Origin of the sequence: Scopulibacillus cellulosilyticus (assembly GCF_042665295.1) — a bacterium.
Classification (GTDB): domain Bacteria; phylum Bacillota; class Bacilli; order Bacillales; family Sporolactobacillaceae; genus Scopulibacillus_A; species Scopulibacillus_A cellulosilyticus.
Genome location: NZ_JBHTCO010000004.1, coordinates 267992 through 294122, shown reverse-complemented (window position 1 = coordinate 294122; position 26131 = coordinate 267992). Strand labels below are relative to the sequence as shown.

Genomic DNA, 26131 nt, shown 5'->3' with positions numbered 1-26131 from the left:
TCGCTTTAGAGAAAAAATTATCCATAATGAGTGAAAGGGGGAATGTTCATTAATATTCTGGCCGCATAGACCAAGGCTCTACTTGACCGATAATAGATGTTCTGTCTTTATTTTTCATAGCATGAATAACACCGTTTGAAATCTCATCATGCGTTAACCATCTCGATTCCCCGTTGTTCTGAATTTCAAAACCTAATATAACTTGGTGGTAGTCAACATTTACAGGGCATTCCGGCTGACGATTAGATAATGGACGGCTGGCGCTGCTCCCAAGCACATGAAAAAGCGACCATTGATGTTCCGTTGTCGAAGAGAGAATGTCCACAAGCTTTTGCAATGATTCCTTTGCGGATGAACGCATCCAAACAACCGCTCTATCAAAAGGGCCATGCTTTTTAATTGTCTTTATCAGATGGTCTGTGAATGGATTAATATCATAATAATCAACGTTAAGAAAGTAAAGATTTTCCGGATTTGCAGCTGAATTTTGGATCTTCTTAAATTTCTCTTGGTTCCTTCCGATAATAGTAACTTTGCGCCCTTGTGAAGCCAACCAAACAGAAACCTGCTTTAACATTCCCGTACCGCCGACAATTAGATCATGTCCCATTGTTATTCTCCCCTTATATTGTCATAGACTTGCAGCGCGGCTTGTAACCCTTCACCCCTATTAACCTGTGCACCTTCCTTAATAAGTACAGCTTCAAATGCTCCAAGAAAATGTAAAATATTTTTCTTACTGCAGCTGTACCCCATAGTTCCGACTCTCCAAATTTGCCCTTTTAAAGGTCCGAATGTCCCAGCTATTTCAATACCGAAATCATGGAGTAATGTTGCCCGTACGCTTTCATCATTAATGCCATCGGGGATGTTAATACATGTGACAACAGGCATTTTATAACGATTGTCCCCGAATAGTTCTACCCCTAAAGCTTTCAACCCGGCTAATAAAGCTTTTTCATTTAAAAGGTGACGTTCGAATCGCGCTTTTAGACCTTCTTCTTTAACTAAACGCAGACCTTCGCGCAATGCATAAAGCATTGAGGTCGCTTCCGTGTGATGATTAAGACGATCCGGGCTCCAATAATCTTGAATTTGGCTTAAATCAAAATAGTTGCTTTGAATTCTTCTTTTATTAATAGAGCCTTCTGATAAACCCCGTTCAATGTTTTTTCGTTCCAATAAAATTTTTTCAATACGGTCATTATAGGTTAATGGCGCCAAACCTGAAGGAACTGACAAACATTTTTGTGTACCGGCAATGACTGCATCTAAGCACCAGTCATCTGTTTTCACGTCAACACCGCCTAATGTGGCGACTGCATCTACTACTAACAATATGTCATTTTCGCGGCAGAACTTTCCTAACTCCTCTAATGGCTGCAAGCGGCCGGTTGATGTTTCACCATGAACAATCGCTACTAATTTGGGGTTAATCTTTTTAATTGCTGTGATAATTTCTTCAGGGTCAAATACTTCTCCCCATTCTTTTTCAATGGTATAAACATCAGCATGATAGCGGCTGGCGATTTCATAAATCAGATGACCGAAACGTCCAAATATAGGGACAAGCACCTTATCCCCAGGCTCAATCACACTGCACAGCATGGCTTCCAAGCCGGATCTCGATGTGCCGTCTACGGGGTAAGCCCATTGATTGTTTGTTTGAAAAACGTATTTAAGCAAATCCATTGTTTCATTCATAATATTTAAGAATTCAGGATCGAATTGTCCTATAACCGGCGTTGACATCACTCTTAAAACACGGGGGTCTACTTCCACTGGACCCGGTGTCATGATAGTTCGAATCGGTGTATTTAAATCGGTATAAACCATAATATCTTCTCCTTAGCAATGTGAAATTTAACAATAAATAGTATATCTAATAAACAGACTTAACAATAAGTGATAACTTTATGGGAGACGCATGTTTCATTTACGATAATCCGCATTTTACGATTATTTTTGAATCGATGTCTTGTATTTCTTTAATTTTCTTACAATGGTCGGCTGGCTGACTCCTAAATATTTTGCCATTTCGGTTGTACTGTTACAGCGCCTCCATGCTTTAGATAGAATGTTCACCTCTGTGTCTCTCATCATTTCAGGGAGTGTCTTTCTCTCAATCTCGTTAAATGAAGCCGCCTGTTCAGAAGCTTTAATTTTGGAAGGCAGCTGTTCAGGGGTTATAACTTGCCCGTCTGCCGTTAAAACAAGTCTTTCAATAATATTGGACAATTCCCGCGTGTTACCTGGCCAAGAATAATTTAGTAAATAATCAATAGTATCCTGGGCTAATTCTTTATTCTGCTCATAACGGTGATTGAATGTTTTAAGGAAATTCATGATCAATGCAAGCAGATCTTCCTCGCGCTCTCTTAATGGCGGAATAGTAATATGTATCACCGAAAGCCGGAAATAAAGATCTTCCCTAAAAGTCCCTTGTTGAATCATTTTCTCAATATCGACATTGGTTGCAGCAATTAAACGGAAATTAACATTTTTCGGTTTAGTGTCCCCTATACTGTAAAATTTCTTTTCCTGAATAAGCGTTAACATCTTTACTTGCAAGTTGTAGGGCAATTCTCCTATTTCGTCTAAAAACAGCGTCCCTCCTTCAGCTTCTTCTACCAGCCCCCGCTTCCCTTTTGGATTCGCTCCGGTGAAAGCGCCTGATTTATAGCCGAATAGTTCTGACTCCAGTAATGATTCAGGGATACTGCCGCAATTAATTTTGACGAGCTTTCCCTTTCTCCCGCTCATTTCATGTAAGTGTTCGGCTAGCAAGCTTTTACCAACACCTGATTCACCGGTTAACAGGACAGTCGCTTCAGTCTCTGCCACCCTGTTTAAGGTTGAAATGACATGTTTCATTTTTTCACTTCTTGCGATAATTTTCGGTTCATTCTCCTTGTCATTTTCCAGTTCCCGCAATTTTTTCTTTGCCTGACGTAATTCCCCTTCTACTTTCTTTAAATAAGCTTTCAATTCTTCTAATTCCGTAATGTCTTGAGAGTAAGAAATAATATATTTTGGTCTTCCATTTTTATCGAAAATCATATTTCCTGTCACGAGTAATTTTCTTCCAATGTTTGTTTCCTGAATGATTGTTTGCTTTGTTCGTGTTAAGGCTACTTTTCTTGTAATCGATGGGTAAAAAATATTTTGTTTTTCCAGTTCAAGTACTGAACTTCCTATCAATTCCTCTTTCTTTTTTCCAAACCAATATTCTGTAGAATCATTTGCATAAACGACGATTCCCTCAGGGTTTGTAATAATGACGTCCGTATAAATGCTGTTAATAATTTCTTCCCAATCCCATTCGACATCAAATGCCATTTGACTCTCTCCTTTAGAAATATTTTATCATATAAGTTCAGATTATACAGAACTAAATAACTATTTATACAAAAACGTATAAGTATTAAACAGTCATTTTACTGCCTGTCCGTATTATGCCTATACAAAACTGTATAAACGTTTATTTGTTAATAGCCTAAATGTCCCTCATAACTAGGAATTTAGCTTATGGCACAGAAATTGCAACATCTTAGGTAAGATCAATATTTAAAATGTCATTGGAGGCAGATATGTTAGTTTAGAAACCGCTTTAATCTCATTTATTTAAAGGTGTAAATCTCATTAACTAATAATCTAAACCTAAAACAAGTGCTAAAAATCTATTAAATGAAAAGAGGAGAATCAAAATGGCGAGAGTTATTAAACACACTACACCTAAAAAAGATGGTTTTAGAGTACCGGGGGAATTTGAACCGCATAAGGGGTCAATAATCATTTGGCCGGAAAAAGGCTTTGCTTTTAGAAATGGCGGAAAGCCTGCACAAGAGGTATGTACTATTGTCGCAAATACAATTGCCGAGTATGAAGAAATGACTGTCATCTGTTCAGCGGCCCAATATGAAAATGCAAGAGCCAGACTATCGGAAAAAGTTCGCGTGATAGAAATGTCAACAAACGAAGCATGGGTTCAAGACAAAGGCGCTTTTTACGTGATCAACGATAAAGGAGAAATGAGAGGCGTTCAGTTTGGATTTAATGCCTATGGAGGATTAGAAGAAGGACTCTATTTTCCTTGGGACTTAGATAAGCAATTTGCACAAAAACTATTTGAACTTGAAAATATGGATTCTTATGACGCAAGACATTTTATCCTTGAAGGCGGCGCAACACAAGTAGATGGTGAAGGCACTGTCATTTTGACAGAACAATGTAATCTGAACCCGAACCGAAATGGACATATGTCAAAAGAAGAAGTAGAGAGAAATTGCAAAGAATACCTTGGTTTGGACAAAGTCATCTGGATTAAAAGAGGCATGCTGTATGATGAAACAGATGGTCATATCGACGACATTTGTTTTTTCGTCAGACCGGGCGTCATTGCGCTTTCATGGGTCGATGATATCAATCACCCTCAGTATCCAGTATTCAAAGAAGCTTATGATATCTTGAGTAGAGAAACCGATGCGAAAGGAAGAAAATTCGAGATTCATAAAATACACATACCGGAAATCATTTATATAACAGAAGAAGAAAATAATGGTTTTGATGTTGTTGCCGATGCCGCCCCCCGTGAAGCAAATCAGCCATTAGCAGTCACTTATATCAATGGATTTTTCGTTAACGGTGCTTTTTTAGTGCCATTATTTAATGATCCTCGTGATCAAGAAGCCATTAATAAATATCAGGAAATTATGCCTGACAGAAAGGTTATTGGTTTGCCGACAAAAGAATGGTCTTTAAGCGGCGGCAATATTCACTGCATGACGTTAGCCCAGCCAAGGCCTTAAATGCTTCCCGCTATTAAATATTAGATGATCCTTATTATGAAACAGAATCACTCATTAGATAAAATTACACATTAAGTCAATTGGCTTTCCAGAAGGAGGTGAACGGCGGAATTCTTCATTACTTTTAAAATATGGAAAAGTCCTGATTAAGAAAAGGGGAAAAAGTATGACTGAAAGTAACGGAAAACTAAATCGTTCCTTAAAATTAAGACATATTGTCTTTATCGGTTTGGCGTACATGTCACCTTTAGCTGTCTTTGATACGTTTGGAATTGTTTCCGAAGCAACAAACGGTCACGTGCCTATTGCTTATATCTTTATAACCATAGCCATTCTGTTTACAGCCTATAGTTACGGTAAAATGTCTAAAATCTACCCTTCAGCCGGTTCAGCCTATACATATACGAGAAAGACGATGAATGCCCACCTCGGCTTTCTTGTCGGATGGGCAGCTTTACTTGACTACCTTTTTCTTCCTATGATTAATGCATTGCTTTCAAGCATTTATCTTTCTTCGGGATTTCCAAATGTTCCTTCATGGGTTTGGATTTTAGCTACGATTATCATAACTACTGTCCTTAATGTTGTTGGTGTCAAGCTGGCGGTCATCGTTAATTATCTTATGGTCATTATCGAGTTTTTAGTAGCAGCTGTTTTTGTTATTTTGACGATTAGAAAAATTGTTTACGGTGATTTCGGACACGTGTTTTCAATGGCGCCATTTTACACAAATCATATGTCAATTCCGGCCATTTTCACAGGCGCCTCTATTTTAGCTATATCATTTCTTGGTTTTGATGCTGTTACTACATTGTCTGAAGAGACAGTTCAACCGAAGAAAAACATACCCAGGGGGATCTTTATTATCGCTTTGATTGCGGGTGTTTTCTTTACTTTAGTCACTTATTTTATGCAAGCTTTGTTCCCTGATGTTTCAGTTATAAAAAATATTGCCGGCGCTTCCCCGGAAATTGCTAAATTTGTAGGCGGAGCTTTCTTCCAATCTATTTTTATTGCCGGTTATGTGGTTGCCGTCTTAGCCTGCGGTATCACTCAGCAAATGAGTGCATCGCGTTTATTATATGCAATGGGACGAGACGGTGTTTTACCGAAGAAGTTTTTCGGTTATATCCAGCCGCGTACGGGTATTCCGATTTTTAATATTTTACTGGTCGGCGTTTTGGCGTTGCCGGCTATGTTCCTTGATTTGACTAAAGCAACATCATTGATTAATTTTGGCGCCTTTACCGCTTTTACATTTGTTAATTTGTCGGTTATTGCTTATTATCTTAAACATAAAGAAAAATTAACCGCCAGATCATTAATTAGTACATTCATTCTGCCGTTGTTAGGGTTAATCTTTAACATTTACTTATGGTTTAATTTAGAGACCACAGCTAAAATCGTCGGTATCATTTGGGCTGGCGTTGGGTTGATTTATCTTTTATATTTAACTAAATTTTTCAGAGTCAGGCCGCCGGAATTTAGTTACGATGATTCAGCCAGCGGATAAATAAACCATGAGACCTTGTGAGACAGAATAAATGTAAAAGTATTATTGGAGGACATAAAGCATGCTGCAGCCCTTTTTAGCTGCAGCATTTTTACAAAATTCCATTATTTTATTATTTTTGAATTGCAGTTTCTGAGTCAATTCCCTTTTCTTTAACATTTACCCCCGATGTTACTGAAGGAAGAAGTAAAGTAAGGATAAAGCCAATGAGAAGGAAAAAGACTAACCCGTAAGTCCCTGCACCTTGACTGTAATTTGAAGTTAACAGCCCAACGATATATGGTCCCAAAAATCCGCCTAAATTCCCAAGCGCATTAATGATACCCCGTGCTCCTCCCGCAGCATCAGCTTCAAAAAGAAGGGGAGGAATGGTCCAAAAAATGCTGCTTGCCGCTTGCAGAAATACACCGCAGCCAATAAGGAACGCAAAAGCTAACCAAATTTTGCTTTCAAATTGAACCGAAAGAAGCAAACATATTGAAAATCCCAGCAACGGCAAGGCCGTATAAAGTTTACGATTCCTGCTTCTGTCTGATAAAACAGCAAAGATATAGAGACCAACAATTGTTCCTATATAAGGAAGGGTCGATAAAAAGCCTACATTTCCCATGCCAGTGTGTGTCAGTCCCTTAATGATAGTCGGGAGCCATAATGAAAACCCGTATATCCCCGTTTGATAGCAAAAATAGATAAGAATTAACTTCCATGTGTTCGCCATTTTAAAAATTTCTTTAAATGAGGTATTTGTTTGCAGATTGGCCTGTCTCGCCTCTCGTTCTTCTTGAAACTTCTTGTTCAAATAATCAAGTTCTTCTTTGGAAATCCATTTTGCCGTCTCCGGACAATCACTGATTAAAGGCAGCCAAACAGCAATAAGGGCCAGCGAAATAATCCCTTCTATTATAAAAACCATTCGCCAATCCCACTGGGTTAAAATCCACCCTGATAACGGTCCGGTAATAATTGAAGCAATAGCAATGTTCATGATGAAAAAGGCATTTGCCCGGCCGCGTTCTTCATTTGGAAACCATTTACTGATGATTACTAAAATAGCCGGCCATACACCGCCTTCAGCTACTCCTAAGAAAAAGCGTACGATCAACAATTGTATCGGGTTCTGGACAAACCCTGAAATGGTTGCTAATAATCCCCACCCAACAATTGACCAGGCGATAAATTTTTTGGCACTGCCTCTTTCAGCAATTAAACCGCCGGGCACTTGAAGAACCATATAGCCAATAAAAAAGATGCCAGCGGCAAGGCCCGAAAAGGCAGCTGTCATACCAAGCTCTTTATCCATACCGCCTGCCATGGCAAACCCTATATTTGTGCGATCCATAAAAGCAACAATATAAACTAAAATTGCCGGGGGAATAATCCGAAACCAACGTCCTTGGGGAACCTTATGATCCACTATTCGTTACCTCACTTTTTAAAGTAATGTGAAACATCGGCTTATCGACAAGCTTATAGGACCATGCAGACTGATTAACTGACCGAGTACGTAAGACAAAGGCGGAAAAATGTCCCGCCTTGTCTTACAGCAGCAATGCCTGCTTTAAGATTTTTTCAATTTCGCCCTTTTTATCCCTTGTGAGTTGTTTTCCCGGGGGAAGGACGTGCGTTCCTATGTCAACTCCCCTTAACTTCGCCGCTTCTTTAATGACATTCATAAAAGGGGAGTCCAGTTTGAATAGAAGCGGTAAATAGGCTAAACGTCTGTGAAGTTGGACGGCTTGTTCCATATCATTATCTTGAAATGCCTGATAAATGCCTGTTGCCAGTTCAGGGGCAAAATTTGCCGTTCCCGGAATCGCTCCGTCTCCGCCAAGCGCGAGTGTGTTGAATAAATGGTCGTCATAACCTGAAAATACGGCAAAATCAGGGTGCTTGCTTTTCACTTTTAAAATCATTTCCCTTATATGTCCAGCTTGATCAATCGTTTCTTTAATACCGGCAATTCTTGAGCATCTGTCAACTAATTTAAGTACAAAATCCGGGCTTAAGTCTTGTCCGGTAAGTTCAGGGAAGTTATACAGCAATATAGGCAGCTGTACAGAATCAGCGATGGATATGTAATGATTAAGCAAGTTCTCCTCTGACAAAGGCCAGTAATAAGGATTTACTACAAGAACGCCATCAGCACCTATATCTTCAGCATGCTTTGTTAGCTGAACAGCTTCTCTGGTACCCAAACTTCCGGTTCCAATTAAAACCGGAAGTCTGCCATTAACGTAATTTACTGCAAAAGCGGCAATTTCTTTTCTTTCTTCTGCCGAAATTTGACTGAATTCACCGCTGCTCCCGAGAAAAAGCAAACCATTTACACCTGAATCAATCAGGAAATCTATTAAATTCCCCATTCCCGTTCGATCAAGTTTGCCATTTTCATCGAATACTGTACAAACCGGCGGGATGATTCCTCTAAAACTAACTGTCATTTCCCCTCACTCCTTTTTTCTCTAAATAAAATTAATTAAAATGTCGGCCCGATTCGCCAAATGCCGAAATCATGCTGTTTTAGAATTTCCGCTTTCGTTTTCTTACCAGAACAAGTCAGAGCTATTTCCCCTAAAATCCTTTTGCCGACGTCTTTAGGAGTTTCTATACCGTCAATGATCGTTCCGGCATTAATATCCATATTATCGAACATTCTTTCATACATCGCGGTATTTGTAGATATCTTGATCGTTGGGGCTATCGGCGATCCTGTCGGTGTACCTCTCCCGCTCGTAAACAACACAATCTGAGCACCGCCGGCAACCATTCCTGTCAATTGTTCAATATCATGGCCAGGCGTATCCATCCAGACCAAACCTTTTTTCTTTGGCACTTCAGCATAATCTACCAATTCCTGCAGTGGCCGGCTGCCCGCTTTTTTGGCTGCACCAAGTGACTTTTCTTCAAGCGAGCTTAAGCCGCCCTCGATATTTCCCGGACTTGGATTACCCGTTCGAATATCAACGCCCATTTCTATAGATCTGTGTTCCATTGCTTCAATCACTTCGTAGACCCGTTTTGCCACCTGATCATCTGCCGCACGCTCGGCAAGCAGATGTTCCGCGCCAATAAGTTCAGTCGTTTCAGCCAATATCGCGGTTCCGCCGCGGTCAACGATCATATCACTGACTTCGCCAACCGCCGGATTTGCTGATAATCCCGAGCAGGCGTCAGAACCTCCGCATTCCGTCCCGACAATTAATTCGCTGAAATCAAATGGGACCCGCTTTTCCATAGAGGCTTCCTGCACCATTTTAGCAGCTATTTTTGCGCCCTTTGCTATCGCATCCAATGTTCCGCCATGCTCTTGGATAGAAACAAGTTCAACTGGTTTCCCGGTTTGCTTCTTTATTTGTCCGGCTATTTTCATAGCTTGCAAGGTTTCACAGCCTAATCCTAGAACAACAACACCATAAACATTTGGATTTGCCCCCATTCCGACATAGGTTCGAAACGTTTGATCGTAATCTGCCCCTACTTGTGCACAGCCATGCTGATGAATGAAAGACACAGTCCCGTCAACAAGATCTGTAATTCGTTGAGCTGTTTGCGCCGCACAAGTAATCGTCGGCAGAATCAGGACATGGTTCCTGATGCCGACTCTTCCGTCCGGTCTTCTGTATCCTAATAATTCTAAGTTCTCAATTTGCGCCAATGATATCCCCTCTTCCGCGTTTGCCTTCAAGATTATGGACGTGCACATGACGCCCTGCCTCAATGGATTCACTTGCTTTCCCTATCACTTCACCGTATTTTATAATGTCCTGTCCTTTTGCTATTGATTTAACAGCAAACTTATGGCCAAATTTGATCGTCTCTTTTAAACAAATATCTTGTGAAAAATCATCACATTTTACCCTCACAGTTGCCCCCTCCGGTATCTGTTCGAGAGCTACCGCGACCAGATCTTTGGGGTTTAGCATCAATGTTTTAAACGTTTCTTCCATTTTGTAAAAATCCACCTCCAAGTAATAATGGTATAAATTTTCTGATAAAAAACCTTGAGGATGACTTAGTCTTCTGCTGTCTTTTCTGATTTTATCGGTTTAACCTTACCCAGCCAAAAGAGATATGTTGCAGCCCCGATCAGCGTGGCAGCCCCTGATACTAACAAGGCTGGAATAAAAGAACCTGTCGACGCTACAACAAAACCCGTAATTATCGGACCTAAGATGCCGCCGATATTTGACGCACAGTTTTGCACACCGCCAACTGTGGAAGTCATATTTTGGGGTGCAACGTCGCCCGGCAAGGACCAAATAGCGGATGCTGCGATTGCCAGTCCAGCGTATGAAATGGCCAGTAAGGCAACGGACATAGCTGCAGAAGTTACTAAACTGGCAAGGGCAATGGATGTTGCCAGTATCATGCCGCCGACTAAATTAATTTTACGGGATGCAGTTAACGATAAACCGCGTTTATGATATAAGTAATCCATGAGCCATCCGCCAAACCATTCAGCGATCATACCTGCAAGCGGAGGAATCATAGCCACAAAACCCATTTTCATAACATCCATTCCACGGGCTTCTACTAAGTACGTTGGGAACCAAGTAATGAAAAAGTAAATCGCGTAGTTAAGCGTAAAGAAACCGACACACATGGCCCAAATATTACGGTAACGAAATAACTGATACCATTTAAGGGGCTGCCCTTTGTCCAGTCCATCCTTTTTAGCCTGGCCGTCACGTATATAACGGAGCTCAGCCTGATTCACATATCTGTGTTTTTCCGGATCACGATAATACCAGATCCATATGGCCATCCAAATAATTCCTAATAACCCCGAGAAAATAAATGATGCTTGCCAACCGAATTGCGAAATAATCCAAACAATTAACGGCATCGCAAGCGCTGTCCCCACCTTGGAACCGCTGTCAAAAAAGGCGGATACCTTTCCCCTTTCCTTATCGGGAAACCATTTGGCTGTTACACCGCTGTTACTCGGATAGGCGCCCGCTTCCCCTATACCAAGCAGTACGCGAAGTCCGATCAGCGAGCCTACCCCTCTGGCTGCTGCTGTCAATGCAGTGGCAACAGACCACCAGCCAACCGCCAAACCCAAGCTAATCCGCTGGCCCACTTTGTCGGCAAGCCAACCGGAAGGAATTTGAAATAACATATATGACCAAAAAAATGCAGACATGACGACTCCCATCTCGGCCGTATTAATATGGAGATCCTTCATCATCGCCGGGGTGGCTGCTGATAAATTAGCACGATCCAAGTAGTTAATAGCAATAGCCGCCCACATCAGAATAGAAATTTTCCAGCGGACACTCGTTTTCTTGCCGTTAATTAGAGTCCTGGTTTCCTTGCCAACACCTGGGGTTCCCTTCAAATTAGTACTCATTAATTCGCCTCCTCTTTTTATTAATTCCGGGTAGAAACTTACACTTATGATGACAATCTTGCTTTCTCCTAGTCGATAGAGCTTACGATCTAAAATGTAAACCCTTTCAATAAATCAGAAATCTTAATATGGCGAACCTCCGAAGCCTTGCTCCGGGGGTTCAGACTTTTGTTTTATATTATAAAACTCAATTTATATAAATTAGTATAGACTGCCGAAATATGATCAGCGAGATAAAAACTAAAAACTAATGAGTTCTATATTATAAAACTAAGTTTTAAATTTATCGTTACTAAAGATATTATTATAACACTTATCAATTGTCAACATTTTCGCCATATTTAGAATATTAATTATATAACTGCTCCTTCTGCAGACCAATCCATTTCTATTGGCTCTGAAAGGACATCAATATTTTCCAATCTATCAGCTTCTATCATTAAACTTTCTGAAATCCATATTTCCCTAATATTAAGAGTATTACTTATATAGGCAAGACGTATTTTTGATAAATCAAAAGCATTGCACGTTTTAATAGCGGCTTTAACAGCCAATTCTTCCGTTTCTAAGACCATGGGGAATTTGACAACGGACACAACGGTACTCGTTAAAGCATTTGCATAGCCCTTCTCCCATTCAGTTTGTTTTAGTACCTTGCGTGTCGTGACATCTGCCATGCCAATCCCATTTGCATTGCCATGCGTTTTATCAGTTAGACTTAATACAGCAATTCGGGAAACTTCAGGACCTCCGCTGGCATACGGAGTGGCATAACGGCCGGTAATATTCGGATCCATACCATCCCCGGAAATATCTTTACCAATTTCTTTTACAACAAGAACATCCAATGGGCTAAATAATATACGGGGCATTAATTTCTTTGCCTCAATTAATAATTGCGGTTCTTTTTCCTCCATTAATTCTGCCGGAACCACCGCTACTTTGGCAGGCCGATCATAGGCATTTTCCAGAACCCCGAGCCCAAAGATAATTGGAACCTGTTTCATAACAATTTTCGCCATCTCCGGGACATGTTCTGCCATGTACTTAAAGCTGTATGAGTGTGCAGCTTCTGCGCCTTTTTGTTTACCGAGCCCAATAGTAATCATTTTCATCAGTCCGCTTTCAACAGGACCGCGAAAGGCAGTATGTGGTTTAATTCTGTTAATAACAATGACTTTATCAGCTTCATATGCATTTTTGTCTGTATAGACTGGCAGGCCATTTGGAAGCTGGCCAACCCTGACGACTTCCATGCTTGAATGGATCTGTGCACCTATGATATCTTCTTTGACACCTAATTGTTCTAATACGTCTCTTTGTCCTTCGGCGGTCGCACCGCCGTGGCTCCCCATGGCGGGGACGATAAACGGCTTTCCGCCTTGTGATTTTACAGCTTCAACCGTTTCTCGTACAAGAATCGGGAGATCAGCAATCCCCCGGCTGCCAACAGCTATAGCTACTTGATCATTAGGCGAGATTCTTTTGAGAATATCTGTATTCCCAAAGGCCCTGCGGACTTCTCCCGCTACATCTTCAAGTTCGGGGGCGGGAAATTTTTGACGGACTTTAACCATTCGCGGAATAGGAATATCTTGTAAAATGTGATTGATAACAGACAATTTTCCTTCCTCCTTTAGCAGTAGTCTTTAATGTTTTACTTTATTAATTCTTTAACGATATTTGGCGGCTCGTTTCCAGTAACAGCAGCAACAAGATTTTCAGCTGCAACCATCGCCATGTCAAACCTTGTTTGATAAGTTGCTGATCCAATATGCGGGAGGGTCACAACATTTGGCATTTTTAATAATGGATTGTCAGCAGATACTGGTTCCTCCTCAAACACATCAAGACCTGCCGCTCGAATAACCCCGTTCTCTAAAGCTTCAATCAAAGCCGATTCATCTACAGTTTTTCCCCGTGATGTATTGATAAAAACAGCTGATTCTTTCATAAGACCCAGTTCTTTTCGTCCGATATAGTGGACGGTTTCCTTAGTCAGCGGCACCATAAGAACGATAAAATCCGATTGTTTAAGCAAATCTTCCAAAGAACAATAACTGACGCCGAGTGTATCCTCTACATCGGTTTTTCTATTGCGATTATGGTAAAGGACATTCATGCTGAAGCCTAGCTTAGCCCTTTTTGCAATCGCTTCCCCGATCCTTCCCATGCCGATAATGCCAAGTGTTTGGTGATGGACATCGATACCAAAGAGAGGTTCATCGTCGCCTTTCTCCCATTTCCCTTCTTTTACCATACGATCCATTTCAGGTATCCGCCTCGCTGCAGACAGAATTAGACCAAAGGCCAGATCCGCTACAGTTTCATCCAACACATAAGGGGTATGAGTTCCTTTCACGCCTCTGTTTCTCATGGCATCTAAATCAAAGTTGTTGTAGCCAACAGATATATTGCTGACAACTTTTAGCTTTGGTGCGCTATTAAGCAATTCATCATCAATTTTTTCACCTGTGATCAGCAAGCCTTCTGCATCCTTAATTTCTTCCAGTAACTGTTGGCGGGGAATCGGCTTATTATCCTCCCATTTTCGATAATCACAATATTCCCCAATATAATCCAATACCTTATCCGGGACTTGTCTGGCAACATAGACTTTTGGTTTCATAGAATCATCCTTTTACTTATTCGTTTTCAATCATTTTCTTCAATAGGCTTTTTAACAATAAACCAATAACAGAGTGAGGCGCAGCCGGCAATGATTCCTCCTGAAATAAAAGCGAGTGAATAAGACCCTGTCGTATCAGCAATTAGCCCCGCAACAACTGGTGAAAAAGCGCCGCCAAAATATCCGCCAAAATTTTGTATCGCCCCGACGGATCCGACCATTGTCGGGGGTGCTATATCCCCGGCCAAAGCCCAGGCGCTTCCCGTAATAGCTGAAATGAAACAAAGCGCCATTGTAAACAGTGTTATCGTTAAAGCTAAGCTGTTTACAAATGGAATAAAAACAACGACCAAAGCTGATAAAATACCGCAAATTGTAATAAGTGAACGCTTAGCAGTGACCGGCGAGGCAATGCCTTTATCAGTTAATTTTTTGGTCAAATATCCTCCAAAAATATCACCGAATATTCCGCCCACCCATGGAATACTAGCATAAATACCCAGTTGAGCTAAAGAAATATGCTGTGTCTTCAAAAGATACAATGGCAAGAAATTCAAGAAAATATTCCAGATCCAAATGGTGCAAAAGAATCCGAGAATCATGCCCCAGACGCTTCTATGTTTAAGGAGATCACGCCATTTTATTTTGGTGTTCTTTTGTATATTCTCCTCTGTTCCTGCTCCGCCCTCTTTCATATAAGCAAGTTCTTCTTCTGATAATTTCTTGCTTCTATCAGGCCTGCGATAAAATGCAATGAAAAAGATAATAAAAACGATCCCAATAATCCCTGTGATAAAGAAAAGCGCACGCCATCCATAAGCTGCCATGATAGTAACCAGAATAGGCGGCGCGAGTGCAGGGCCCCATTTTGAAGAAGAGTCCCAAATACCTGTAGCCAGTCCTCTCTCCTTTTTTGGAAACCACGAGGAAGTAATTTTTGCATTTGTAGGAAAACAAGGCGCCTCTCCTGCACCTAAAAGAAATCTAACGCCTAAGAAAGCCCCCAATTTATGGCATGTCCCTGTTAAAAAAGTCATAAGGCTCCACCATATAACTGCGATAGAGTAAACTTTCTTTGCACCAAATTTATCAATAAACCAGCCTGAAGGCAATTGCATCACAGCATATGTCCAAGAAAACACGGTCCCCATTAGTCCGATATCCGTATTACTTAGATGTAAGTCCTTTATCATTTCAGGTGCGGCAATGGAAAGATTTGCACGGTCAAGGTAATTTATTATTCCGCCAATTAACAGCCAAATGACAACCGTCCAGCGAAAATGACCTTTCGTTGACAACGGCCTAACCTTCTCCGAATTGGTTTTAATCTCCAATAATTATAACCTCCCTGTTTTTAATTGTAAGTACGTTCTATCATGTCAAATACAGTTTTATTCACAAAAACGACACCTCTGACTTCCTTTGACAGCGATTACACTTTTCAATAGATGAATAACTAAAAGACACATCGTCCAATCAAACATTAGTTTTATAATATAGAACCAAGTTCTGCTAAATATCTCGAATCATCCATCACCCCCTTTACGTTTATAAATATTTGATATACTTAAAAAATGTTTTTATCCTGGTTTTTTATAAGCGGGAAAACTTTTTTCTGCTCTCAGTTAATCGACATTATTAATTAACTCATTTCGTATGCTCATATACACTTTAGAAAACGGTACATGGTGACAATTGGCTGCCTTCTTTACCTCTTCATATTCAGGTGAAATTTGATAGATTGTATCACCTTCATATCCAATCTTAACTTTGATTTCTCCATATGGTGAAGCGACCTTTTTGAATTTGCGGGAAAGCGTTCTTCTCGTCCATTCGGATATTCTGATACCAAACGTACTTGTCTCCCTAAGCATAATATCCTCCAACAGCTTTTGGTTTTCTTGATCAGTTAAGACGGTCAGCAATGTGCCCGGCCGATTCTTTTTCATTATCACAGGTGTAAAATAGACATCAAGCGCACCTGATTCAAACAGTTTTTCCATGACAAAACCTAATTGTTCCCCAGTCATATCATCAACTTGACATTCCAATATTGTCACACAACTTCTGCCGTTTTCCGTCTTTTCTGATTCAGTGAAAAGAAATGCTCTTAAAACGTTAGGGTGATCAAAATCCTTTTTACCTGCACCGTAGCCAATATTCTCAATCGTTAAAGAAGGGATTTGCCCAAACTCATCAACTAAAGCTTTAAGGAATCCGGCGCCAGTCGGCGTTGTTAACTCACCGGCCACATCAAAGCTCATTAAAGGAATGCCTTTGAGCAGCTCTGCCGTTGCAGGGGCCGGTACTGGATAAAGCCCATGTGCCATCATAACTTTGCCGTGACCAACGGGTACTGGAGAGGCAATGATTCTATTAATATTAAGCGCTTCCAAAGCAAGGCAAACGCCAATGACATCGATCATTGAATCCATGGCTCCCACTTCATGAAAATGGACATCTCTTGGATCAATCCCGTGAATCTTGCCTTCCGCTTCTGCAATGGCTTTAAATACCGAAGAGCTTCTGGATTTCACCATCGGGGGAAGTTCGCTCTGGTGTATAAAATCCAGAAGAGCGGACGCTCTGCGATGATGGCCTCTGCTGTCATGATGATGGATATGTAAGCTATCATGATTAACATGAAAGTCCAGCAAAAGCTCTTTTGCAGCAATGCCTTTTTTATTGACAGTTTTGACGTCCATCGTAAAAGGATCTATCGGCAAGGTTCGCAGCTGATTTGATATATAATCAAGATCAGCCCCGAGGTCGATGAGCGCAGCGAGCGTCATATCACCGGAGATTCCCGACTGGCAGTCTAAATAAAGCGTTTTCATTCACTGCCCTCCTCTGTTACGAGTTTAAGAATAGATGCCGCTTGATAGGCCGCGCCAAATCCGTTGTCAATATTAACAACACTCAATCCGGAAGCACATGAAGTCAGCATAGACAAAAATGTCGTCAATCCTTCCAAATGCGCCCCGTAGCCTACCGATGTCGGCACCGCGATAACCGGACGTTTGACCATCCCTGCCACGACACTTGCCAAAGCGCCTTCCATGCCGGCTACAACAATAAGGACACTGGCTTTGACAATCTCTTTTCGAAAGGCAAGCAGTCTATCAATTCCTGCCACCCCGACATCATAGATTTTATCCGTTTCACAACCTAACCAAATGGCCGTTTGCACTGCCTCTTCTGCAACAGGCAAATCAGAGGTGCCGGCACATAATACAAGAACTTTACCTTTGTATCTTTTTAGTGCCTTCCCATATGTCAAAATTCGCGATACAGGATCGTAATGAGCATTTGGACAATTGGCGAGGATGAATGAAGCCTTTTCTTCTGAAACCCTTGTTGCTAGAGCTTTCCCGTGAGCATCGATAAGCTTATTCATTATTTTCAGAATATGTTCTTTCGTTTTTCCTTCACCATAAATAATTTCAGGAAAACCGGTACGCACCTCTCTATCAATATCCACTTTACTAAAACCTAAATCTTCGAAGGTTTGACTCATCATATTCTCACCTGCCGTTTCTATTTGACCGCATAATGTTGTTTCTCCAGAAGCTGATTCATGCTTCCGCTCCTATAGCCGGAAAGATCAATAGTGACAAAAGAAAACCCTAAGCTCTTTAATTTCCGTTCAATGTCAATCCGATGGGCCATTAGATGATACATATCCCTTGCCTCTACTTCTATCCTGGCTAATGCGTCATGGGTCCGGACACGGACTTGCCGGATACCAATATTTCGAATGAATTTTTCCGACTGATCAATTTTTCTCAGCTTCTCTATGGTTATTTGCTCGCCGTAAGCAATTCTTGAAGAAAGGCAAGCAAAAGAAGGTTTATCCCAAGTCGGAAGGCCAAAATCATGAGATAATTCCCTGATCTCACTTTTATATAAGTCAGCTTCCTGCAGCGGTCCGCGAACATTAAATTCCTTGGCAGCCTGTATACCGGGCCGATGTTCACCCATATCATCGGCTATTAGACCAAATACAATATTTTTGTATCCGTGATCCTCCATCATTGGGATTAAATGCTCGAACAAATTTTTTTTACAAAAATAACAGCGGTTTGGCGTATTTTCAGAATAACCCGGTATACTTAATTCAGATGTTTCTATGACTTCATGTCTCGCACCTAGTAAAACAGCAAGCTTTTTCGCTTCCTCCAGTTCTTCAAGCGGATAGGTTTCCGAATCTGCCGTGACAGCCAGTACATTTTCTGAACCAAGCGTATCAAGAGCGGCTTTAAGCAAAAAGGTGCTGTCTACCCCTCCCGAAAATGCGACCACTGCTGTTTCCATGTCACATAAAATCTTCTGCAATTTCTTGTATTTTTCTTCAAGCAACCTGATCACTCCTTCTAATAAGTTTTCGATAAAAGCAGCACTTAACCTCCTTTTTTTACAAAATTACAAAAACTATTGTTGAAAAGGTCTTGGATAAAAAGAGTATAGAAGGTACTCTATACCCTTTCTTAAGTTAATTCCTTATTTCTAAAAATCAAATATTTTTACCCAATCAATATATTCTCTTAAACTCTCCGCCCTGTACCCGTCTCTTCCAACAGTTGTTTCCGCTGTTACGAGTGCATTTAAAACAGCTTCTTCTGTCGCTTCGGCCGCCGCATGAAAAGCGTGGTCCATATCATTGTCATGAATCGCTTTCACAGATACTAAGCCAGTCATTTGCTGCGGAATACGCTGTGCTGCCGAGAAGCCGATGACAATATCTCCGCTGCCGTTGCCTATAAATGAACCGGTCCGGCTCAGGCCTACTGCTGAGCGTTTAATGATCCTATTTAATTGCCGCGAAGTCACCGGTAGATCACTTGCCACAAGAATAATGACAGAACCTTTTTCGGATTCGTCTAATTCTTTGGCAGACAGTTCCCTGCCAAGCGGATAACCGTTCACAAGCAAGTCCTCTTGCTTGCCAAAATTGGCTAAAACCAAGACACCAATGGTATACGTTTGATTATAAAGTGTAAAACAGCGCGATGCTGTTCCTATTCCGCCTTTTAATCCGTAGGACACCATACCTGTACCCGCACCGGCACCGCCTTCGTAAAAATCTGTACTTGCATTTTCGATAGCAGAAAATACATGCTCACTTCGTACATAACTTGCACGGATATCATTTAACATCATATCGTTGCATTCACAGACAACCGGATTGACAGTCCCTGAAGACCGACCAATATCCTGATTATTTCTGAGCATATACTTTATGAGAGCATCAGCAGCTATGCCGATGCTCAATGTATTCGTTAAAATGATCGGCGTTTCAAGTATCCCCAGCTCATTGATTTGAACGAGACCCATTGATTTTCCAAATCCGTTAAAAACATGACTGGCCGCTATCAGTTTTTCTTGAAAAATGTTGTCCTGATGAGGCAAGACGGCTGTAACGCCCGTTTGCATGTCTCCATTGCTTAATGTACAATGTCCAACAGTAACGCCGGCAACATCAGTGATTGCATTACGCTTACCTGTCTTCATTCGGCCGATCTTGATCCCGTAATCTCTCAGCCTCTTTTGCCCATTCATAGGTTCACCTCACAATCCTTTTAATTAATAAATAGGCATACAATAAACATCATCATCATATAAAAACTGCTTAATGAGACAACTGCGGCTTTTAAGGAAAAGGAGCCGGGGCAATTCACGTTGCCGGTTAATAAAGCTTGGATCCTTAAATCTATTTCATCTGTCATATTTACAGCCGCGCCGGAACGATGACTCTTAAATCGGAGCATTTTATAGAGCGCCGTCGCTAAAGTCTTTTTATCCGTTCTTTCTATGGCATATTGATCGGCTTCAATTTCTTTATTTGCTAAATACTTTTGATAAAAATGTTTAAGAATCGGAAAAAAGTATAAAGCATGAACGGTACTGTTAAATATTAATTTTTTTAAAGGAACTTTTAATAGACAATGATGACATTCATGTTCTAATATAGCTTGTAACTCATGACTGTCCATTTGCTCGATAAGTGCCGAGCTGACTAAAATTTTTGGTTTAAAATATCCGTAAGCAAAAGCGACTAATTTCTCATTTTTAATAACATGAACGGGGATTCCTGCTTTTTTCTGGAATTCGGCTATCATAGGAAAATGGTTTAACACTTTTAATACCTGATATTGTTCTACAGTCTTTTTTGTTTGGTAAAGCATATAAGTGAGACGCCATAAAAATAAAATCACAATACTTAAAGCAACAAGACCGCCAAAAATGAAGTGAATAAGAAAATGATTTTTAAGCGTTTCAAAATCACAGCATGGTACAAGGTTGGGTGTAAAACTGCAGCTGTTTAATAAAGAAACAGAGGTGCATAGCAAAGCTTCAACGAACAAACATCCTAAGATGGCATTTAAGGCATACCTAATCTTTCTCATCAGGTTTTTCCCCTTCAAGCCGGTCAATTAAATCCTTAAGCTTTTTAAGCTGTTCCGGGCTCGCTCCTACAGTATCAACAAATTGTGCTATCGCTGTGTCTCCATAATGATCTAAAACTTGATGAACCGCTTGCGAGGACATATGCCGGATAAGTGCCTCTTCTGTGTAAATTGGCTTATATTGATAAGATCTGCCTGACTTAACTCGTTGTAATATCCCTTTTTGAGCTAATCGGCTCATTACTGTCATAATCGTTGTATAAGCATAATCTTCTTTTTTATTTAAAGCATCTAGTACTTTCTGTACGGTTGCCTCTTCGAACGCCCATAGGCATTTCATCACTTTCAGCTCAAGCGGGCCAAGAATATTAGCAAGGGTTGAATCGACTGACATATGTTTTTTCCTCCATGTAAGACTTCGGGTAAAACTATTTCTTGTAGTATATCATAAGGAAAGCTTACATCATTTTAAAAGTCCCAATAAGAGGATTGAATATCAATGACTTTGTGAACAGCTTCTTTTTGATTCGGATAAAGAGGGCCTTCGTGATAGCCTAAGTCAAAAGGATCTTCAATTTGGCTGCGTTTTCCGTTAAAAGCTTCGATAACTCTTAAAGTACAAAAGGGTACATAGGCGGTACTGTATCCTCCTTCATGGCAAGCAACTAAGCGTCCCTCGCAATGCTTATCTGCCAAATTTTTTACCTTTGAAGCTATTTGGTAAAAGCCTTCTGCCGTAACGAGCATTCTTCCTAAAGGATCAAAGCGGCTCGGGTCTTGTCCCGCAGAAACCAAAATCAATTCCGGATTAAATTGGCCGGCAATCGGTTCAACAACATTTTCTATCGTATAGAGATACCCTTCGTTCCCTGTGCCTGCCGGCAATTCGATATTAACGTTAAAACCTTCACCGTCTCCTTCTCCAGTGTACGTGATATTTCCCCGATTTTTTGGAAAGATATTTTCTTGATGAATAGAAATAAATAACACTTCCGGGTCGAATCGAAAAGCGCTTTCGGTACCATTACCATGGTGAACATCCCAATCTAAGATAAGAATGCGTTTCAAGCCATATTTTTCCCGGGCATATTTTGCTGCTATTGCAACATTATTGAACAAACAAAACCCCATGCCTTCATTCGGTTCTGCGTGATGACCCGGCGGCCTGACAAGTGCATATGCATTCCGAACTTCTTTTTCCATAACAGCGTCTACAGCGGTTAACACACCGCCCGCAGATAATAATGCAATTTCATATGTATCAGGGCCGACAATGGCGTGAACACCGGCATCACCTCCGTTTTCTCTGCTTAACTTTTTGACCATGTCTATATAAGCTGGCTGATGATTCATTTCAATGTCTTCGCGTGTCGCAGATCTTGGTAAAATAACATTTAATTCATTGATGTATCTTGATCGTTCAAGAAGATTTTTAACGCGCCTTTTCGTCTCAGGATTTTCGGCATGCGTATCTTCTTGAACCCAGCCGCCGGCCCGAATATTAAGTGCACCGTTCCCCGTCTGATGCCAAAAGTAGCTTTCATCGCATATAAAACCAGTATGTTTGGACATATTTCTCCCTCCATTTACTTGGTATAAATACTCTTTCTACTGATAATTAGCGATTCCTCCGCTTCTTTTAACATTTTTTAGACAGCTTCGTTAAATCCCGCGTATAAAGAAGGACCCGAAATCTTACTTCATTTACGATTTCGGGACTTTGCCAGGGGGAAAGATATTTATCGGTTAAATGCTATGATGGCATCCATTTTGACCGCCTCGGGAACAACACCTTCAGATGCATCAGTACACCCGATCAAACGATTGGATGCCGCAACCGTTCTTTGCCTTTTTCTCATATTAGTCTTTCTTTGTTCACCGATGAATTTTCTATCTGATTTTAAATTGCCTTGATACTCATTTATCATTCCTTTTTCAAAAGATTTTGGATCCAGTAATTCGATTCGCTTTGAACGGAAACGCAAATGCAGCAAATCGCCTTGCTCCAGATATAATATCCCACCGCCGTGATAGGCTTCTGGTGTCATGTGACCAATTGCCGCACCATAAGAAACGCCTGAATAACGGCCATCGCTGATCAAAGTGGCTAGTCTCTGAAGCTTGCGGTTAGCATTAATATGCTGCATCGGTGTAAACATTTCCGGCATGCCAAATGCTTCAGGGCCTTGACCGGCAATAATGATTGATAGTTTTAAGATCTCGTCTTTCAACATGCGATCAAATAATTCATTGTATGTTAATGATAACGCTTCCGAATATGTTTCAGGCTGATTGTGCGCCCACATTTGCTGCAGGTGCGCTTCGCGAAATGCCTTTTGATCCCTTAATTCATCAAGAAATTGTTGATTTAACAGCTGGTTATTGGCTTCTTCCTCATTTTCAAAATAAATAACAAAAGAAACCTTTTCATCGAATTGGTCTAATTGCCGGGTCGGCATACCGCTGATTTTGACAACAGCACTTTCAAAAAAATTACCGCGCAATACGTCAACACCGCTAAATTTTCTCCGCGGTTTGCTGAGGATGATCGGATTATCCTTAACACCGTCTGCACTTAATCCCTCTGGATCACTTAACCTTTCTTTCCAGGTTTGGCCGGTGACGGTTAATGCATCGACATCCATCGGAACGCCGTTTTGCAGCAATTCATAAAACAGCGTTTCCATACCTCTTATCGCTCCTGAGCAGCATTGCTGCGCTAATGCGTATATATCTCTGCCTTCCGTAAGGCTGTAATTGAATAAATCAGGAATCGGATGTTCTTGATGGATTTTCTCGATATCCCAAAGCGTGAAATCGAAACCAGCGTAAATCATCGCCCCGACAATATGCATCATTAAGTTAGACGATCCCCCGCCTGAACTGTGAATTCGAACAGCGTTAGCGATGTTGGCGCCAATTAGTTCTGCAACACTGCACTCCGGACGATTGGTAATTGAAAATAATGACTCAATAGCCGGGTTGAGCTGGTCTTGATGAGGCGGTTCTGTTAAAAGCTCTAAATTAGGGTGAACAAGCCCAAATCCCGCCATGATATCCCTTGAGCTGTTCCCAGTTCCATGGAAGGCGCAAATACCGCCAGCTGAATCGCAAGTATTAACGGCTAGGCGTTTTTCAAAATGCTTGTGCTGTTCATGAGTAATAATACCTTCTTTGACGGCCCGAACTAATACACCTTGAAACTGGGTATTCGAACTGCATTGCAAAATATAACTTAAAGCGTCATGCAAATCGTCTGCGATGTCTTGACACCCCATTTGAGCAGCCTCTTCTGCAACAGACCGTAGCTCTCCCTGCAAATTTTTTGGGATTTCTCCGCCTTTTAAGACATGGGAAGGAGCAAATGAAGCAAACACCGGCGCTTCACCGCGCAAACGGCGAACACGATCCAATAACGCTAAACCGCTTAAGACAGCTAACGGCTGCTTATCACAGCCTTGAATAACAAAAGCACCATGATAGGAATGAGCTTCCATTTGATTAACAACCACTTCGGCTATTGCGTTTCTGCTCTGCAGTGAGTACGACATGCCCATATTGCTTTGCGCAGTGCCGTCACAAAGCACCGGAGTACTAAAATAAAATGGTACACCGCCCTCTTGCCAAATTTTCATGGCAGCCCGGGAAACTGTTCGAATATCTAATATATGAGCCGGATGATCAGATGAACCGCCAATGATGGCGATGCGCGGTGCATTTTCCTCTAACCGGTTATAAATCTCGTCCAGTGTCCAATCGGACTGCAGATCTTTAAAATCATTTCCCAAAACTTGCTTCGCCCGATCGAGCAATCCTGCAACAGTAATTGGTTCATTGGCTTTTCCTTGTACATTGTCCCGGTAAGGGTTAATAGGATTATCAATTCTCGGCTTTTTCTCTGTATCAGTTTTCGTCATACTATCTTCCTCCCTTATGATTTAAATCAATTTCTTGTCACGTGCCAGTTAAAGCATAATACATTTCACTTATTCCATTTTGACCCTTTTGACTTCTCCGACGATAAAAATGTACGACAGCGCCCCTATAACAGCTATTGCAGCTACAAAAGCTAATGCGCCGCCAAAGGAATGTGTCGCCCCAACGATAAATCCTATAACAATAGGAACAATAATCGAAGACAGATTACCGGCAAAATTGAAAACGCCTCCGGCTAGTCCCATTAACTCAGGCGGAGCAATCTCAGATACCATCGTCCAAGAAATTGCCGCCATCCCCTGTGCGAAAAAGGCAATAGACATAATTGTAATCACTAAAGGAACAGAAGATGTGTAGTTAGCCAGAATAATAGAGCTAGATAACAATAAACCTATAATAATAGGTAATTTGCGGCTTATACTTACCGAAATTCCGCAATGGATCATCCAATCAGATAAGAATCCTCCAAAAAGCACGCCTATAAATGCTGCAATGTATGGTATGGCGGCAACAAATCCGACATGAAGGATCGTCATATGTTTTTCATCAACTAAATATGTAGGAAACCATGTAAGGAAAAACCATAATGTAGCCGTTATGCCAATTTGACCGATATATATGCCTATTAATTGGCGATGCTTAAAAAGACTCGCAACCTGTGACCAACTAATTTTCGATCTTTCGCTTTTATTCTCAACTACGCCGCCGCCTTCACGAATGTAATTCAGCTCAGCTTGATTCACTTTTTTGTCTTTAGCGGGGTCATTATACTTTATTAGCCAGACACAGGAAAAAATGATGCCGGCTGCACCAGACACAATAAATACTGATTCCCAGCCAAAAGTAGATAAAAGCCAAAACAGAATCGGTGTTAGAAACCCTAATCCTACATATTCTCCGGCAGTAAAGACGCCTGTGGCAAACGCGCGCTCTTTTTGCGGGAACCATGTGCTGACTACGCGATTATTCGTCGGAAACGCCGGAGCTTCTGAAAAACCAATGCCTAATCTTAATCCAAACAATAATCCAAATCCATTTGCTAAGCCTTGAAAGCATGTTAAAATTGACCAAATTAATAATGAAAAGCCGTAGGTTATCTTTGATCCCAGCCTGTCTAAGATCCAGCCTCCGGGAATTTGCATGATTGCATAAGTCCAGCCAAAAGCCGAAAAAATCAGCCCCATTTCCCCTGCACTTAAGTCTAAACTTTTTCCAATGGATGGACCTACTACAGAAAGATTGGCCCTGTCCAGGTAATTGATAATTGTAGCTAAGAAGAGTAAGAATACAATAAAATACCTGACTTTTGTTCGCCTTTGATTAACTTTTGAGTTTAAGGAATATACCTTTTCACTGTTCGGGCTCTCCATTTGCTTCCCACCCCAAATTGTAAATATAATAAATATCCGTATTTATCATAGATTCCATAAGTGACAAAAATGAACTTATGGAATCTATGTATTTACCTTAAATTTTGACGGTTTT

22 protein-coding genes are annotated in these 26131 nt (G+C 41.0%); 2 read left to right on the top strand and 20 right to left on the bottom strand.

The features are described 5' to 3' along the window. Positions 1 to 49 precede the first annotated feature (49 nt). The 3 genes from ACFQRG_RS04610 to ACFQRG_RS04600 all read right to left on the bottom strand — a co-directional run bounded on the left by ACFQRG_RS04610 (position 50) and on the right by ACFQRG_RS04600 (position 3339). The gene (locus tag ACFQRG_RS04610; RefSeq protein WP_380964175.1) at positions 50 to 610 is read right to left on the bottom strand and encodes a Rossmann-fold NAD(P)-binding domain-containing protein; all 561 of its coding nucleotides are present in this window, start codon (positions 608 to 610) and stop codon (positions 50 to 52) included. 2 nt (positions 611 to 612) lie between these two features. Further along, the gene (locus ACFQRG_RS04605) at positions 613 to 1836 is read right to left on the bottom strand and encodes a pyridoxal-phosphate-dependent aminotransferase family protein (protein WP_380964172.1); all 1224 of its coding nucleotides are present in this window, start codon (positions 1834 to 1836) and stop codon (positions 613 to 615) included. Between the two features lie 123 nt (positions 1837 to 1959). Further along, positions 1960 to 3339, bottom strand: a complete 1380-nt coding sequence (locus tag ACFQRG_RS04600; protein ID WP_380964170.1) for a sigma-54 interaction domain-containing protein — start codon at positions 3337 to 3339, stop codon at positions 1960 to 1962. Positions 3340 to 3707: 368 nt separating this feature from the next. Between ACFQRG_RS04600 and aguA the strand changes: the two genes are divergently transcribed. After that, positions 3708 to 4808 carry an agmatine deiminase gene (aguA, locus tag ACFQRG_RS04595; RefSeq protein WP_380964167.1) on the top strand — a complete coding sequence of 367 codons (1101 nt, stop codon included), beginning with the start codon at positions 3708 to 3710 and terminating at the stop codon, positions 4806 to 4808. Between the two features lie 166 nt (positions 4809 to 4974). Next, positions 4975 to 6321 (top strand): APC family permease, encoded by a 1347-nt coding sequence (locus tag ACFQRG_RS04590; RefSeq protein ID WP_380964164.1) that lies wholly within the window; start codon positions 4975 to 4977, stop codon positions 6319 to 6321. A gap of 112 nt (positions 6322 to 6433) precedes the next feature. On the opposite strand, the gene ACFQRG_RS04585 is transcribed toward ACFQRG_RS04590, so the two are convergent. The 17 genes from ACFQRG_RS04585 to ACFQRG_RS04505 all read right to left on the bottom strand — a co-directional run bounded on the left by ACFQRG_RS04585 (position 6434) and on the right by ACFQRG_RS04505 (position 26016). Further along, positions 6434 to 7735 (bottom strand): MFS transporter, encoded by a 1302-nt coding sequence (locus ACFQRG_RS04585; RefSeq protein ID WP_380964161.1) that lies wholly within the window; start codon positions 7733 to 7735, stop codon positions 6434 to 6436. Positions 7736 to 7859: 124 nt separating this feature from the next. Beyond that, positions 7860 to 8762 carry a dihydrodipicolinate synthase family protein gene (locus ACFQRG_RS04580; RefSeq protein ID WP_380964160.1) on the bottom strand — a complete coding sequence of 301 codons (903 nt, stop codon included), beginning with the start codon at positions 8760 to 8762 and terminating at the stop codon, positions 7860 to 7862. 35 nt (positions 8763 to 8797) lie between these two features. Next, positions 8798 to 9976 carry a UxaA family hydrolase gene (locus tag ACFQRG_RS04575; RefSeq protein WP_380964157.1) on the bottom strand — a complete coding sequence of 393 codons (1179 nt, stop codon included), beginning with the start codon at positions 9974 to 9976 and terminating at the stop codon, positions 8798 to 8800. Next, positions 9963 to 10268 (bottom strand): UxaA family hydrolase, encoded by a 306-nt coding sequence (locus tag ACFQRG_RS04570; RefSeq protein WP_380964154.1) that lies wholly within the window; start codon positions 10266 to 10268, stop codon positions 9963 to 9965. Before ACFQRG_RS04570 ends, ACFQRG_RS04575 begins: the two co-directional genes overlap by 14 nt. Positions 10269 to 10333: 65 nt before the next feature. Continuing rightward, on the bottom strand, positions 10334 to 11674 hold the full coding sequence (locus tag ACFQRG_RS04565) for an MFS transporter (RefSeq protein ID WP_380964151.1): 1341 nt from the start codon (positions 11672 to 11674) through the stop codon (positions 10334 to 10336). A gap of 353 nt (positions 11675 to 12027) precedes the next feature. After that, positions 12028 to 13296 carry a nickel pincer cofactor-dependent isomerase, group 22 gene (locus tag ACFQRG_RS04560; protein ID WP_380964148.1) on the bottom strand — a complete coding sequence of 423 codons (1269 nt, stop codon included), beginning with the start codon at positions 13294 to 13296 and terminating at the stop codon, positions 12028 to 12030. Between the two features lie 35 nt (positions 13297 to 13331). After that, entirely contained in the window at positions 13332 to 14303 is a 972-nt protein-coding gene (locus ACFQRG_RS04555) for a 2-hydroxyacid dehydrogenase (RefSeq protein ID WP_380964146.1), read from the bottom strand. Between the two features lie 26 nt (positions 14304 to 14329). Next, on the bottom strand, positions 14330 to 15637 hold the full coding sequence (locus tag ACFQRG_RS04550; protein ID WP_380964143.1) for an MFS transporter: 1308 nt from the start codon (positions 15635 to 15637) through the stop codon (positions 14330 to 14332). A 291-nt stretch (positions 15638 to 15928) separates the two neighbouring features. Beyond that, positions 15929 to 17140: a nickel pincer cofactor biosynthesis protein LarC gene (gene larC / locus ACFQRG_RS04545; protein ID WP_380964140.1), complete on the bottom strand. Its 1212-nt coding sequence runs from the start codon at positions 17138 to 17140 to the stop codon at positions 15929 to 15931. Beyond that, complete coding sequence (gene larB / locus ACFQRG_RS04540; RefSeq protein WP_380964137.1) at positions 17137 to 17823, bottom strand: nickel pincer cofactor biosynthesis protein LarB; 687 nt, start codon at positions 17821 to 17823, stop codon at positions 17137 to 17139. The genes larC and larB overlap by 4 nt, the downstream gene beginning before the upstream one ends. Before the next feature lie 17 nt (positions 17824 to 17840). Next, positions 17841 to 18662, bottom strand: a complete 822-nt coding sequence (gene larE / locus ACFQRG_RS04535; RefSeq protein ID WP_380964134.1) for an ATP-dependent sacrificial sulfur transferase LarE — start codon at positions 18660 to 18662, stop codon at positions 17841 to 17843. A 147-nt stretch (positions 18663 to 18809) separates the two neighbouring features. Further along, positions 18810 to 19862, bottom strand: coding sequence for a DmpA family aminopeptidase (locus ACFQRG_RS04530; protein ID WP_380964131.1), 1053 nt, complete (start codon positions 19860 to 19862; stop codon positions 18810 to 18812). A gap of 20 nt (positions 19863 to 19882) precedes the next feature. Then, positions 19883 to 20710 carry a M56 family metallopeptidase gene (locus ACFQRG_RS04525; RefSeq protein ID WP_380964129.1) on the bottom strand — a complete coding sequence of 276 codons (828 nt, stop codon included), beginning with the start codon at positions 20708 to 20710 and terminating at the stop codon, positions 19883 to 19885. Continuing rightward, positions 20697 to 21104, bottom strand: coding sequence for a BlaI/MecI/CopY family transcriptional regulator (locus ACFQRG_RS04520; protein ID WP_380964126.1), 408 nt, complete (start codon positions 21102 to 21104; stop codon positions 20697 to 20699). The genes ACFQRG_RS04525 and ACFQRG_RS04520 overlap by 14 nt, the downstream gene beginning before the upstream one ends. Positions 21105 to 21178: 74 nt before the next feature. Next, positions 21179 to 22282 (bottom strand): class II histone deacetylase, encoded by a 1104-nt coding sequence (locus tag ACFQRG_RS04515; protein ID WP_380964123.1) that lies wholly within the window; start codon positions 22280 to 22282, stop codon positions 21179 to 21181. Positions 22283 to 22449: 167 nt separating this feature from the next. Next, on the bottom strand, positions 22450 to 24627 hold the full coding sequence (locus ACFQRG_RS04510) for a dihydroxy-acid dehydratase domain-containing protein (RefSeq protein WP_380964120.1): 2178 nt from the start codon (positions 24625 to 24627) through the stop codon (positions 22450 to 22452). A 69-nt stretch (positions 24628 to 24696) separates the two neighbouring features. After that, on the bottom strand, positions 24697 to 26016 hold the full coding sequence (locus tag ACFQRG_RS04505; RefSeq protein ID WP_380964117.1) for an MFS transporter: 1320 nt from the start codon (positions 26014 to 26016) through the stop codon (positions 24697 to 24699). Positions 26017 to 26131 lie beyond the last annotated feature (115 nt).

Bases quoted from the DNA above. Each gene is read 5' to 3' on its own strand.
- ACFQRG_RS04580 (WP_380964160.1), bottom strand. From the start codon at position 8,762: ATGACAGTTAGTTTTAGAGGAATCATCCCGCCGGTTTGTACAGTATTC.
- ACFQRG_RS04505 (WP_380964117.1), bottom strand. From the start codon at position 26,016: ATGGAGAGCCCGAACAGTGAAAAGGTATATTCCTTAAACTCAAAAGTT.
- aguA (WP_380964167.1), top strand. From the start codon at position 3,708: ATGGCGAGAGTTATTAAACACACTACACCTAAAAAAGATGGTTTTAGA.
- ACFQRG_RS04600 (WP_380964170.1), bottom strand. From the start codon at position 3,339: ATGGCATTTGATGTCGAATGGGATTGGGAAGAAATTATTAACAGCATT.
- ACFQRG_RS04605 (WP_380964172.1), bottom strand. From the start codon at position 1,836: ATGGTTTATACCGATTTAAATACACCGATTCGAACTATCATGACACCG.
- ACFQRG_RS04565 (WP_380964151.1), bottom strand. From the start codon at position 11,674: ATGAGTACTAATTTGAAGGGAACCCCAGGTGTTGGCAAGGAAACCAGG.
- ACFQRG_RS04555 (WP_380964146.1), bottom strand. From the start codon at position 14,303: ATGAAACCAAAAGTCTATGTTGCCAGACAAGTCCCGGATAAGGTATTG.
- ACFQRG_RS04510 (WP_380964120.1), bottom strand. From the start codon at position 24,627: ATGACGAAAACTGATACAGAGAAAAAGCCGAGAATTGATAATCCTATT.
- ACFQRG_RS04570 (WP_380964154.1), bottom strand. From the start codon at position 10,268: ATGGAAGAAACGTTTAAAACATTGATGCTAAACCCCAAAGATCTGGTC.
- larB (WP_380964137.1), bottom strand. From the start codon at position 17,823: ATGATGAGTCAAACCTTCGAAGATTTAGGTTTTAGTAAAGTGGATATT.
- ACFQRG_RS04515 (WP_380964123.1), bottom strand. From the start codon at position 22,282: ATGTCCAAACATACTGGTTTTATATGCGATGAAAGCTACTTTTGGCAT.
- ACFQRG_RS04520 (WP_380964126.1), bottom strand. From the start codon at position 21,104: ATGTCAGTCGATTCAACCCTTGCTAATATTCTTGGCCCGCTTGAGCTG.
- ACFQRG_RS04525 (WP_380964129.1), bottom strand. From the start codon at position 20,710: ATGAGAAAGATTAGGTATGCCTTAAATGCCATCTTAGGATGTTTGTTC.
- ACFQRG_RS04610 (WP_380964175.1), bottom strand. From the start codon at position 610: ATGGGACATGATCTAATTGTCGGCGGTACGGGAATGTTAAAGCAGGTT.
- larC (WP_380964140.1), bottom strand. From the start codon at position 17,140: ATGAAAACGCTTTATTTAGACTGCCAGTCGGGAATCTCCGGTGATATG.
- ACFQRG_RS04590 (WP_380964164.1), top strand. From the start codon at position 4,975: ATGACTGAAAGTAACGGAAAACTAAATCGTTCCTTAAAATTAAGACAT.
- ACFQRG_RS04530 (WP_380964131.1), bottom strand. From the start codon at position 19,862: ATGAATGGGCAAAAGAGGCTGAGAGATTACGGGATCAAGATCGGCCGA.